This window comes from Thermosynechococcus sp. Uc (assembly GCF_029335995.1).
GTDB lineage: Bacteria > Cyanobacteriota > Cyanobacteriia > Thermosynechococcales > Thermosynechococcaceae > Thermosynechococcus.
Genome location: NZ_JARJMS020000065.1, coordinates 20,082 through 31,421, shown reverse-complemented (window position 1 = coordinate 31,421; position 11,340 = coordinate 20,082). Strand labels below are relative to the sequence as shown.

Annotated in this window: 13 protein-coding genes and 1 pseudogene; 9 read left to right on the top strand and 5 right to left on the bottom strand. The window is 53.0% G+C overall.

Features of this window, described 5'->3' with window-relative positions:
- On the top strand, positions 1-260 hold a 260-nt coding region (locus P3X23_RS07465; RefSeq protein WP_300874875.1), incomplete at its 5' end, for a zinc finger domain-containing protein.
- Here the strand turns inward: P3X23_RS07465 and P3X23_RS07460 are convergent.
- The 3 genes from P3X23_RS07460 to P3X23_RS07450 form a co-directional block, all read right to left on the bottom strand.
- The gene (locus P3X23_RS07460) at positions 230-1,471 is read right to left on the bottom strand and encodes a histidine kinase dimerization/phospho-acceptor domain-containing protein (RefSeq protein WP_300874870.1); all 1,242 of its coding nucleotides are present in this window, start codon (positions 1,469-1,471) and stop codon (positions 230-232) included. The two genes, P3X23_RS07465 and P3X23_RS07460, sit on opposite strands and share 31 nt — an antisense overlap.
- Before the next feature lie 76 nt (positions 1,472-1,547).
- A complete protein-coding gene (gene rimO, locus P3X23_RS07455; protein WP_300874867.1) occupies positions 1,548-2,870 on the bottom strand; it encodes a 30S ribosomal protein S12 methylthiotransferase RimO in 1,323 nt (440 codons plus the stop codon).
- Positions 2,871-2,889: 19 nt separating this feature from the next.
- The gene (locus tag P3X23_RS07450) at positions 2,890-3,546 is read right to left on the bottom strand and encodes a Mo-dependent nitrogenase C-terminal domain-containing protein (protein ID WP_300874864.1); all 657 of its coding nucleotides are present in this window, start codon (positions 3,544-3,546) and stop codon (positions 2,890-2,892) included.
- Between the two features lie 127 nt (positions 3,547-3,673).
- Between P3X23_RS07450 and P3X23_RS07445 the strand changes: the two genes are divergently transcribed.
- From P3X23_RS07445 to P3X23_RS07420, 6 genes are all read left to right on the top strand, one after another.
- Complete coding sequence (locus P3X23_RS07445; RefSeq protein ID WP_300874861.1) at positions 3,674-4,309, top strand: chorismate lyase; 636 nt, start codon at positions 3,674-3,676, stop codon at positions 4,307-4,309.
- A 98-nt stretch (positions 4,310-4,407) separates the two neighbouring features.
- Complete coding sequence (gene pds, locus P3X23_RS07440) at positions 4,408-5,841, top strand: 15-cis-phytoene desaturase (protein WP_300874858.1); 1,434 nt, start codon at positions 4,408-4,410, stop codon at positions 5,839-5,841.
- Entirely contained in the window at positions 5,825-6,760 is a 936-nt protein-coding gene (locus P3X23_RS07435; RefSeq protein WP_300874855.1) for a phytoene synthase, read from the top strand. Before pds ends, P3X23_RS07435 begins: the two co-directional genes overlap by 17 nt.
- 4 nt (positions 6,761-6,764) lie before the next feature.
- Positions 6,765-7,283 (top strand): phosphoribosyltransferase, encoded by a 519-nt coding sequence (locus P3X23_RS07430; RefSeq protein WP_300874852.1) that lies wholly within the window; start codon positions 6,765-6,767, stop codon positions 7,281-7,283.
- Positions 7,280-8,275 (top strand): aspartate carbamoyltransferase catalytic subunit, encoded by a 996-nt coding sequence (locus P3X23_RS07425; RefSeq protein WP_300874850.1) that lies wholly within the window; start codon positions 7,280-7,282, stop codon positions 8,273-8,275. Before P3X23_RS07430 ends, P3X23_RS07425 begins: the two co-directional genes overlap by 4 nt.
- Positions 8,272-8,517 (top strand): 2Fe-2S iron-sulfur cluster-binding protein, encoded by a 246-nt coding sequence (locus P3X23_RS07420; protein ID WP_300874849.1) that lies wholly within the window; start codon positions 8,272-8,274, stop codon positions 8,515-8,517. The genes P3X23_RS07425 and P3X23_RS07420 overlap by 4 nt, the downstream gene beginning before the upstream one ends.
- Before the next feature lie 31 nt (positions 8,518-8,548).
- Here P3X23_RS07420 and P3X23_RS07415 read toward each other — a convergent pair.
- A pseudogene (locus P3X23_RS07415) lies at positions 8,549-9,006 on the bottom strand (SLC13 family permease); the annotation flags it as partial.
- A gap of 257 nt (positions 9,007-9,263) precedes the next feature.
- On the opposite strand from P3X23_RS07415, the gene P3X23_RS07410 reads away from it, so the two are divergent.
- Both P3X23_RS07410 and P3X23_RS07405 read left to right on the top strand, forming a co-directional pair.
- The gene (locus P3X23_RS07410) at positions 9,264-10,175 is read left to right on the top strand and encodes a bifunctional riboflavin kinase/FAD synthetase (protein ID WP_300874881.1); all 912 of its coding nucleotides are present in this window, start codon (positions 9,264-9,266) and stop codon (positions 10,173-10,175) included.
- Positions 10,168-11,076, top strand: a complete 909-nt coding sequence (locus P3X23_RS07405) for a MoxR family ATPase (RefSeq protein ID WP_300874845.1) — start codon at positions 10,168-10,170, stop codon at positions 11,074-11,076. The genes P3X23_RS07410 and P3X23_RS07405 overlap by 8 nt, the downstream gene beginning before the upstream one ends.
- A 69-nt stretch (positions 11,077-11,145) precedes the next feature.
- Here the strand turns inward: P3X23_RS07405 and P3X23_RS11980 are convergent, their stop codons facing one another.
- Positions 11,146-11,328: a transposase gene (locus tag P3X23_RS11980; RefSeq protein WP_367186552.1), complete on the bottom strand. Its 183-nt coding sequence runs from the start codon at positions 11,326-11,328 to the stop codon at positions 11,146-11,148.
- Positions 11,329-11,340: the final 12 nt, after the last annotated feature.

The window sequence follows — 11,340 nt, the reverse complement described above, 5'->3', positions numbered from 1 at the left end:
CGCTAGAGCAGATTGCTCGTCTGCACCAAGTCATTCGCCAAGTGTTGCAGGAAGGAATTGCAGCGGGTGGTACGACGATTCGCACCTTTGTCACTCCAGAGGGAGTGAATGGTCACTATGGGGGTCAGGCATGGGTTTATGGTCGCAAAGGGGAGGTCTGCCGAATCTGTGGCACAACAATTGAACGGCTGCGCTTGGGCGGACGCTCCAGTCACTATTGCCCCCAGTGTCAGCCACTGTCTTCGGCAATTGGCAAATAAAGGGTGAGAATTTCTCCTGCTTGGCGATCCCGCCGTTGAATCACTTTAGCACCCACCGCCTCAATCAACAGTTTGGCAGCTTCAAAATTTAGACTCAGTTGCCCTGTTGCCGGATGCCAAAGGAGAAAGTGCCCCAAGACGGCAAGATCACTGCGGTATTTGTACTGGGGCGATCGCAATTCTAGCTTTACGTGCTGTCCTGCCCGTTGTACCACTAACTGGAGTTCACTCTCAGGGGCAAGGGTTTGGCTGTAGTACTCGACTAATCCTGTCAACACCTGATCCAAGGACGTTGGATTACTGAGGACAACGGGCAAATCTGATGGACAATCCACCGTGAGTTTAACTTGACGGCGCGCCGCCTGTTTTTGCCAGCGGGTCAAGTTTGTTATAAAGAGTTCCGCCAAGTGGGTTTGGCCAAAAGCAAGGGGGGGCTTAGGGCTAGGACTTGTGAATATTTCTGCAGCATCACTCAGAAGATTAAAGCGGGTGATTTGATCTTGAATCTCTTGACCAATCTTTTGCAGATACTGGTACGTGCGCTGGGGTAAATTCTCTTGCCGTTGTAGCAATTGGATAAAGGTATTGATGGTTGTGAGAGGAGTGCGCACCTCGTGGGCAAGGGCTTGCAGGAGGCTAATGTCAGCAGCGGCCATAGGGGTTGCAGTCACACTCAGGGGGACGGCCTCAGGGTAACTGTACTCCAACAACCATTGCGCAAATTCACTCACCAAGCGATAGCTGGGGGGAACCATAGTCGCACTGGTAAACCATTGATCAATGGGGTGAAGCTCAGTTAAAGGAAGTTGCTGCCGTAGCTGCTGCCAAAAGGCATGAATTTCCTCTGGATCAAAAGAAAAATGCAATCCTCGCTCCCCTTGATAGACCAGCAAAAGATTGACCTCTGGACTCAGCAACAGGCAAAAAGAACTCATTCCCTCCCTCACTGAGGGCAAAAAGGTCATTGCCGGGAAAGCAGGATTGGCGTCTGTGGGGGGCAAGGAGGGGAGCGATCGCCCCTGGGGCATGAGGACATAGGTTTTCAGGTGGGAATCTTTGACAATCGGACTGGGGAAGGAGACTAAAAAGCCATCAATGGGATGCATTACTGCCAATAATTTTTCTAGAGCAGCCACCCCCGCTTGCCACTGCCAAAAGCGATCGCTGGCACGGCGATCATCACCATCGATGGCGGAATGCGAGCGTCCCATAGCAGCCGATACAACGTCCCCAACTGCCTTGACCATAGCCCCAACGTTGGCAATTCGCCTAGGGGTAAAACCGAACTTAGGCGGGGATGATGCCGTACAGATCGTAAACATCGGCAGCGGTAATTTTTACAGGGACAATTGTGCCCAAGGTGGCACTGCCTTTGACATAAACTACACCATCCACATCAGGGGCAAAGCGGGGAGAGCGGCCAATCAATTCCCCCGTTTGCGGATTTTCCTGTTCAATGAGCACAGGCACTGTCTTGCCCACCTCGGCGGCATTTTTGCGCTGAGCAATGGGTTGTTGCAGTTGCATCAGGCAATCGCGCCGCGCCATTTTGATCGCCTCGGGGATCTGATCGGGCAGCTCATAGGCAGCAGTGCCTTCCTCCGCGGAGTAGGTAAAGACCCCCACATGGTCAAACTCATGCCGCTGCACAAACTGGCAGAGATGTTCAAACTGGCTCTCGGTTTCACCGGGGAAACCCACAATAAAGGTCGTGCGCATCACCGCTTCGGGTAAGTCCTGCCGCAGCCGCTCCATCAGGCGATCGTTGACCCCCGCCTGCCAAGGCCGATTCATTGCCCGCAGAATTTCAGGGTGGGAATGTTGCAGCGGCAAGTCTAGATAGGGCAGGATGTTGGGTGTTTCCCGCATCGCTGCAATTACTTCAGGTGTCAGCCCGGTGGGATAGGCATAGTGCAGGCGAATCCAAGGCACGTCCACTTTGCCAAGGGCGCGAATCAGCGTTGCCAGTTGGGGCTGGCCATAAAGATCAATCCCGTAGTTGGTCGTAATTTGGGAAACAAGGATGATTTCTTGTACCCCCTCAGCGGCTAGCTGCTGGGCTTCGTTGACAATGGATTCAATGGAGCGCGATCGCTGGTTGCCCCGCAACTGGGGAATAATACAAAAAGTACAGCGATAGTCACAACCTTCGGCAATGCGCAGATAGGCCACAGGCTCCGGCGTGGTACGGTAGCGAGGAACGGTTTCATCGGCAATGTAGGTGGGGACAGCACTGATTTGCTGCACCCGCTCGCCCCTTTCTACCCGCTCAATTACCTCGACAATGTGGTGATAATCCCCACTGCCAACAACCGCCACTGCCTCAGGAAGCTCCGCCAAGAGTTCCCCTTGAAAGTGCTGTGCCAAACAGCCTGTAATTACAATTTTCTTATTGGCCTCCGCCAGTTCTACTAGGGTGCGCACGGACTCTTCACGGGCGGCTTGGATAAAGCTACAGGTATTGACAATAACGTAGTCGGCTTCGGCTTCATCGGTACCCACGCCATAGCCCGCTGCCGCAAGGAGACCAATCATGTGCTCTGTATCCACGCGGTTTTTATCACAGCCAAGGTGGGCAAAGGCAATTTTCGGTTTTGTTGGGTTGGGCATCTAAACGGGTCAGCACTATCTAACAGTAAGGGGTAATATCTTCACCACACTCGTCGGCCAAATAGGCAAGCGAGCGGAAGCGCAACCCCACTAATTGATCATAAAGGGGATTGAGTTTACAAAGAGGGGGGATATGAACAATCTTGCGACCAAAGAGGATAATGTCGCGCTCAAAGGGGCATTGGGGAGGAATCAGACGGCAGAGAAAACGAGCCACCTTGGCATTTTTGACTTCCAAACCATCAAGCCAGTGGCGCACAGGATCCAATAGGCGCAGCGTTTGTTCATTGCTCTCGTGCTGACCATCGAGAGTATATTTCAGAGATTCAAGGGCATCAATTTCCAGTCCTAGGGCGCGACAGAAGCGTTGCAGTTCAGCCTCTTCCGATTGGGAGTAAACGCCATTGGCAAGTGCCACCATGACGGCTGTGCGCAGGAAATTTTCCGCAAGGGCGCGATCGCCACCAAAGGTTGCCGCCAATTCTTCATCAGTGGCGGGGGCAAAATGCTCAAGATCAATTTCTGGGGCAATTTCCTCACGAATTAGGCCGGCAATGAGTTGTTTCTCTTCAAGATCAAAGTGACCATCGGCACAGGCAATACTCAAGAGTCCCTTAATCCAAATGGCCGTTTGTTCCGGTGTTAGTTCAAGGGTAGATGCCGATGTGGTTGCCATAGAAATTGCCCTGAGGTAACCGCTCATTATGACTGTATTCTAGGTCTTAGCCTTGCGTGCCATCCTGAACCGTGGATAAAATCCTTGCTACAATTAGCGAAGTTTTGTTAAGCAGTGTGTCACGTCCTTGACTGTTTTGCCGTTGCCCTCCACCTGCTCTAGCCCTTGGTATGCCCTTGAGCCCATTTGGCAGGGGGATGCAGTAGCGATCGCTCAAGGATTGCCCCATGATCTTTTAGCACCTGCGTGGCAAATGCTGATTCTAGGGGATGGCTCCCCCACTCGCCACTTACAACTGCTGACCGGTGAAACTACGGAAGTGGATGTGATTGATATGTCTGCTATTGGCCACGCCAGCGATCGCGCCCCGGTACAACTGCAACTGATTCCAGGTCCTCGGCTACGGCGTCAAGTGTGGTTACGAACCGCCTCAGGTCAACGCCTTGCCTATGCCACCTCCTGGTGGGAAGCCGCCCATGTGGATGAGTATTTGCAAAATCGCGCCATGCCCATTTGGACGAACCTTGCCCAGCGCAAAGTGGAGCTTTATCGCGATATTCAGGCGGTATATTTAGGGCACTCTGAAACCCTGGCTGCCGCCTTTGGTGAACCGGGGCCTTTTTGGGGGCGACATTACCTCTTTTGGCACGATCGCCGTCCCATTACCCTCATCTATGAAGTCTTTTCTCCTTACCTCTGCCGTTACCTTGGTCCAATGGGAAGTACAGTCTATTTGGCAAATTCAACTCCAACATTAGCCTAAGGTCGGTGTCTGCGTAACGTTTTGTAAATATAATATGAACAGTTTTTTGTCTCTTTTGGGGACTGCCTTCATCTTCGTCAGTTAGGGTAACGTCATTCATGCGAGTTGCAATTGCCGGTGGTGGCCTAGCGGGCTTAGCTTGTGCCAAGTATCTAGTGGATGCGGGACATACCCCCATCGTCTTTGAGCGTGCCAATGTCCTTGGGGGCTTGGTGGCGGCATGGCAGGATGCCGATGGCGACTGGGTAGAAACGGGCTTACATGCCTTTTTTGGTGCCTACCCCAATATGTTGCAACTCCTTGGGGAATTGGGAATTAGCGATCGCTTGCAATGGAAACGCCATGCCCTGATTTTTAACCAACCAGAAAAGCCGGGGGTGTTCTCGTGGTTTGATGTCCCCGACATTCCTGCTCCCTTTAATGTGCTGCTGTCCATTTTGCGCAACAACGATATGCTGACCTGGGAGCAGAAGTTCCGCTTTGCATTAGGCCTGTGGCCAGCGATCCTTCGCGGTCAAAAATACGTCGAAGCAATGGACAAATACACACTGCTTGAATGGCTACAACGCCAAGGAATTGATGAGCGGGTGAACTCCGATATTTTTATTGCTGCTTCTAAGGCACTGACGTTTCTAAACCCCGATGAAGTCTCAGCAACGATTCCCCTGACGGCGATGAACCGCTTCCTGCGGGAACGCTATGGCTCAAAAATTGCCTTCTTGGATGGAGCCCCCCCCGAACGGTTGTGTCAGCCGATTGTGGATTACGTTACGGCGCGCGGCGGTGAAGTGCACACCAATGTGGCTCTGCGGGAGATTGTTCTCAATGAGGATCTGTCTGTGCGCTCCTTTGTCATGGCCGATTGCGAGGGGCAGCAGCGCTTTGAGGTGACAGCGGATGCCTATGTCTGTGCCCTGTCGGTGGATGCAATTAAATTACTGCTGCCGAAGCCGTGGCAAGACCTGCCCTTTTTCCAGAAACTCAATGGCCTTGAAGGTGTTCCTGTAATCAACGTTCAGATTTGGTTTGATCGCAAATTGCCGACCGTAGATCATCTCCTTTTCTCGCGATCGCCCCTGTTGAGTGTCTATGCCGACATGAGCGAAACCTGCAAGGGCTATGCAGATCCTGACAAGTCAATGCTGGAGCTGGTACTAGCCCCTGCTGCCGAGTGGATTGGCCGCAGCGATGGGGAAATTGTTGAAGCCACCCTTGCTGAACTGGCCAAGCTCTTCCCCAATCACTTGCCAGAACCTGCTAAAGTGCTGAAAACAGCGGTGGTGAAAACCCCGCGCTCAGTCTATAAAGCCACCCCCGGTCGCCAAGCCTTTCGTCCAGATCAGGTCACACCCATTCCCAACTTCTTCCTATCGGGGAGCTATACAATGCAGCCGTACCTTGGGAGTATGGAAGGGGCAGTTCTTTCTGGTAAGCTAACGGCGCAGGCGATCGCGAAGCGGCTCGCAGAGAGCAACGCCCCACAGCCCCCCAAACCCTCTACTCAGACTGTCGCCAATGCTGCAACTGCCTAGAGCCGAGTACGTTCCTCCTCTGATTTCCCTCGACGAAGCCTACGAGTTGTGTCGTCAGGTAACCGCCACCTACGCCAAGACGTTTTACCTCGGCACACTGTTGATGCCCCCCGCCAAGCGCCGTGCCATTTGGGCAATTTACGTCTGGTGTCGGCGCACCGATGAACTGGTGGATGGTCCCCAAGCAGCAACGACAACGATGGCCACTCTCGATGAGTGGGAAGCTCGCCTGGAGGACATTTTTGCCGGTCGCCCCCACGATGGCATGGACTTAGCCCTGACGGCAACGCTGGAACAATACCCCCTCGACATCCAGCCCTTTCGGGACATGATTGCGGGTCAGCGGATGGATCTGCACCGCAGTCGCTATGAAACCTTTGCCGAGTTAGAACTCTACTGCTACCGCGTGGCGGGTACGGTGGGCCTGATGTCCCTTGAGGTCATGGGCGGCAATCCCTATAGCGATCGCCTGTGCTCCCCTTGGGTGGATCCCTATCAGGCCAAAGGCACCCTCAAAGATCAAGCGATTGCCCTCGGCATTGCCAATCAGCTCACCAATATCCTGCGGGATGTGGGAGAAGATATGCGGCGGGGACGAATTTATTTGCCCCTAGAGGATTTAGCTGCTTTTCATTACACCGAGGAAGATTTGCAGCGGGGAGTTATTGACGATCGCTGGCGGGCACTGATGCGCTGGCAAATTCAGCGGGCGCGAGAATTTTATCGGCAAGCAGAGGTGGGTATTACCTACTTAGAGAGGGATGCCCGTTGGCCTGTGTGGTCAGCGTTGATGCTCTATCGCCAAATTCTTGATGTCATCGAAGCCAACGATTACGATGTCTTTAATCGGCGCGCTTTTGTCTCTAGTTGGCGCAAGCTGCTCTCTATTCCCATTTCTTGGTTGAAGGCCAGCTTCTAGTACTATGGCAGATCTCTACGTGGATTGGGATGAGTATCATCGCACCATTGAACGGCTGGCGATCGCCGTCTATGAATCGGGATGGCAGTTCAATCAAATCCTCTGCTTGGCTAAGGGGGGTCTGCGGGTAGGTGACATTCTCAGCCGCTTGTTTAATCAACCCCTTGCAATTTTGGCAGTGTCCTCCTATGGCGGTGTCAATAATCAAGAGCGGGGGCGCATCACCTTTGCGCGGGACTTGACCATGACCACTGCTACCTTGGGCAGCCATGTCCTCTTGGTGGATGATTTAGTCGATTCTGGCCTTTCGTTGAAAAAAACACTGCGGTGGCTGGAGTTGAAATATGGTTTTGCCGTTGAGGAGGTGCGCACGGCAGTCCTGTGGTACAAAGCGGCCTCCTGTATTCGTCCAGATTACTATGTGCATTACCTGCCGGGGAATCCATGGATTCATCAACCCTTTGAACGCTACGAACAACTCACAGCGGCTGACCTTGCTCGAACTCTAACCCCCTGTCCATGATGCCTACTTTTACTCCCCCCTGCCAATGGCAGCGTCGCCACATCCTCTCCCTTCAAGACTTTACGGTGGCAGAGCTAGACATCGTGCTACAAACGGCACGGAGTTTTCAAGAAGTTCTGAATCGTCGCACTAAAAAAGTGCCAACCCTGCAAGCCCGTGTTGTGGCCAATCTTTTTTTTGAAAGTTCAACGCGCACTCGCAATAGTTTTGAGCTGGCAGCTAAACGGCTTTCTGCCGATATTCTCAATTTCTCTGCCGGCACTTCTGCGCTCAATAAAGGGGAAACTATTCTCGATACCGCTAAGACCCTGTGGGCGATGGGGGCAGAGTTCATGGTGATTCGCCATCAGCAGTCGGGAGTGCCCCAGACCATTGCAGCGGAAATGGATCGTCTTGGCGGTCAAGTGGCCGTTCTCAATGCCGGTGATGGCTTGCATGAGCATCCCTCTCAGGCGCTGCTTGATCTGTTTACCCTTTGCCAACTTTACGATCCACATCAGCCCTGCTGTGCCCTGTTGCAGGGAAAGAAAATTGCCATTGTCGGGGATATTCGTCATTCCCGCGTGGCGCGATCCAACCTCTACAGCCTCAAGACCGCTGGTGCCGATGTGCACTTAGCTGGTCCTCCCACCCTACTGCCGCCAGAATTTGCAGAGTATGGGGCAACTCTCCACTGGACGCTGGAACCGGCTCTTGCCGATGCTGATATTGTCATGACACTGCGGCTGCAACGGGAACGCATGGATCAACACTTGATCCCTAGTTTACGCGAGTACCATCAGCAGTTTGGCATTACCCATGAGCGGCTGCGCCTGTGTAAACCCAATGTGCGCGTGATGCATCCAGGGCCGGTGAATCGCGGCGTGGAATTGAGTTCGGCACTGCTGGATGATTGCCAATTGAGCCTTGTGAATCAACAGGTAACCAGTGGGGTGGCGGTGCGGATGGCCTTGCTGTACTTAATGGGAACGTACCATGGAGTAAAGGAATGATTAGGGTGACGTTTCTGCCGGATCAGGTCTCTATTGAAGCCGAAGCGGGTGAAAGTTGGTTGAGCGTGGCTGAGCGAGCCGGCGTAGAGATTCCCACGGGGTGTCGTATGGGGAGTTGCGGCGCCTGTACGGTGGAATTGGAGAATGGCGAAGAAATTCGCACCTGTATCTCTACAATTGCCGGCGATCGCAAAGATTGCACCCACATTACGGCCTATGTGTTTCGCGATCCCACTTGGTAACTTAAAGGAAGATTGGGCAGCGGTCACTGCCCAATGAGAAAGCGCCACCTAAACTCAACCGCAGGAGATAGTTGGCAAAACTGATATTGATCGCATTCCCAAATAAGTAACTGGATCTCCTACAAGGGTCAGGAACCCAGCACTATTGGAGACAATGACCATCAAGATGATCAGGGGTACAAAGGCCACCCCCACTTCAGCTGCCATGGGAGGCAACAGGGGAGCAAGAAGCAGGACAGTTGTGGCATTGGGTAGCACAGCACAGATGGGAGTTGTGAGAGCAACGATCCCCAACAGCAAACGTTTTCCCTGACCCCTTGCCAAGATCACCATTTGGGTTGCCAGATAGTCAAACACTTTAGTAAAGACAAGGAGAATCGCTCCTAAAAAGACAGCAATAGTGACGTTGATCCACTCAGTCATGAGCAGGAGGATCACGCCTAGGAAAATCGTGCCAGCAGCGAATGGATGCCAGTGTTCAATTAGCATTAGCACTAGGCTACGATGCAGCGGTATCTCTTCTGCGCCGAAAATACGCCCCGAATTCGTGTTCTGCTGCTGCAAGCTGCCAAGGCTCAGATTAGGCAAAAGAAAATAATTGGTTTCTCAACTTAGCATAGGCCTGTTGGATAATTCAAAAGACATTATTCTATGAGGCAAATAGAAGATCTCAATGAACAATTTCCCAGACTGTTGCTCTTGGGTGAGATGTGTCAAAATGTTTCCTGTGTTAATTTAACAGCGGCATAACCTTGCAAACTCCTACAGCGATCGCCCTTGGCAATTTTGACGGTGTCCATCGAGGGCATCAAGAGGTAATCCGCACCCTTGTTGCCGCAGCCCCTCCAGAGTGTTCCCGTTCGGTGATTACCTTTTCACCCCATCCACAGGCGTTTTTCACAGGGGAGAAGCGCCTTCTCCTGACCCCTGAGGCAGAAAAATCTGCGCTCCTGAAGCAGTATGGCATTGAGCAAGTGATTGTCTTGCCCTTTACCCATGCCTTGGCTCAACTGTCGCCGCTGGAGTTTGTGGAGCAAATTTTGGTGCAGCAGTTGCAGGTGAAGGTGTTGAGTGTGGGGTTTAATTTTGGCTTTGGGCGCGGGCGATCGGGCACAGCCGAGGATTTGCGCACCCTCTGTGCTGCCTTTGGCATTCCGGTGCATATTGTGCCCCCCTATTGTCGGGGGAGCGATCGCGTGAGTAGCTCAGCGGTGCGAGCAGCCCTCGCGGAGGGGAATGTGAGCCTAGCACGGGAGCTATTGGGACGCCCCTATAGGTTGACGGGGACGGTTATTCAAGGGGAACAGTTGGGGCGCCAGTTGGGGTTTCCCACCGCCAATTTAGCCATTGACAAAGAAAAATTATTGCCTCGCCATGGGGTCTATGCCTGCCGCGTAACAGGTGCAGCATTTGCTGGCGAGCAATTAGGGGTGGTAAATATTGGTATGCGACCCACGGTAACAGGCCGGCAGGTGACAACGGAGGTGCATCTATTGAATTGGCAGGGAAATCTCTACAATCAAGAAATTACGCTCCACCTAGAGGCCTTTATTCGCCCAGAGGTGAAATTTTCCAGTTTGGCTGCCCTACAGGCGCAAATTGCTGCCGATTGCCAAGTAGCCACTAGTCTCTTCAAACAAGTTGTCTCCTATGCGTGAACCTCTCCAGCGACTGGTAACGAACCTTGGCCAAGTCATGGTGGGTAAAGAAGCCGCCATTGAACTCCTGTTGGTGGGGTTGCTGGCAGGGGGTCATGTCCTGTTGGAGGATGTGCCAGGGGTGGGGAAAACGCTCTTGGCCAAGGCTTTGGCGCGATCGCTAGGGGGTACCTTTCAGCGCATCCAAGCCACGCCTGATTTACTGCCTACTGACTTATCGGGCACGAATATCTGGAACCCTAAAACAGCAGAGTTTGAGTTTCGCCCCGGCCCTGTCTTTTGCAATATCCTCCTGGCGGATGAAATTAACCGTGCTACACCGCGGACTCAATCGGCACTCCTAGAGGTAATGGAAGAATACCAAGTCACCATTGATGGCGTCACCTACCCCCTACCACAGCCCTTTTTTGTGATTGCCACGCAGAACCCCGTGGAGTACCAAGGCACATTTCCCCTGCCTGAAGCACAGTTGGATCGCTTTGCCCTGTGTTTTAGTTTGGGCTACCCCAGCGAGGAAGAGGAGCTGCAGATGCTGCAACGGGTGCAGGGGGGCTTGGAGGTCAATCAATTGGAACCCTGCCTAAGCTTGGCGGAAATCCACCAGTTGCGGCAGCAGGTGTTACAGGTACGGGTGGAACTTCCTTTGCAAAAGTATATTCTTGCCCTTGTGCGGGCGAGCCGTGAGAGCGATCGCATTACGCTGGGGGTGAGTCCGCGGGGAACAGTCATGCTCCAGCGCACAGCTCAAGCCTTGGCATTTCTCAATGGCCGCGACTACGTTCTGCCCGATGATGTAAAGCAATTGGCTCCCCATGTATTGACCCATCGCCTAATTACAGCAGCGGGGCGCTCAGGCCGTGCCTGTGTAGCAGAACTATTGGAAACGGTGGCAGTTCCCTAGGGAGAGTTAGCGCGACTGTTCTCTTTGCACCTCTGTGCGATCGCCCTCGTAACCATCAAAGGATTTAGCTCATCGGCAGGAAACTCCGCGCTCTTCCGAAGGGAAATCTTGCTGCTCAACGTACTGCTTCAAGACGGAGACGGTGACCGCTCCACCACTGGCGATAAAGTAGGACTCATCCCAAAGTACCGACTTGCCATAGAACTTGTTCACCCACAACCTACGACTAGAGACAGACTTCAGGTGGTGAATGAATTGCGGCGA

Coding starts and splice junctions, on each gene's coding strand:
- P3X23_RS07420 (WP_300874849.1), top strand. CDS start 8,272: ATGATTAGGGTGACGTTTCTGCCGGATCAGGTCTCTATTGAAGCCGAA.
- pds (WP_300874858.1), top strand. CDS start 4,408: ATGCGAGTTGCAATTGCCGGTGGTGGCCTAGCGGGCTTAGCTTGTGCC.
- P3X23_RS07435 (WP_300874855.1), top strand. CDS start 5,825: ATGCTGCAACTGCCTAGAGCCGAGTACGTTCCTCCTCTGATTTCCCTC.
- P3X23_RS07425 (WP_300874850.1), top strand. CDS start 7,280: ATGATGCCTACTTTTACTCCCCCCTGCCAATGGCAGCGTCGCCACATC.
- P3X23_RS07460 (WP_300874870.1), bottom strand. CDS start 1,471: ATGGGACGCTCGCATTCCGCCATCGATGGTGATGATCGCCGTGCCAGC.
- P3X23_RS07405 (WP_300874845.1), top strand. CDS start 10,168: ATGCGTGAACCTCTCCAGCGACTGGTAACGAACCTTGGCCAAGTCATG.
- rimO (WP_300874867.1), bottom strand. CDS start 2,870: ATGCCCAACCCAACAAAACCGAAAATTGCCTTTGCCCACCTTGGCTGT.
- P3X23_RS07450 (WP_300874864.1), bottom strand. CDS start 3,546: ATGGCAACCACATCGGCATCTACCCTTGAACTAACACCGGAACAAACG.
- P3X23_RS07430 (WP_300874852.1), top strand. CDS start 6,765: ATGGCAGATCTCTACGTGGATTGGGATGAGTATCATCGCACCATTGAA.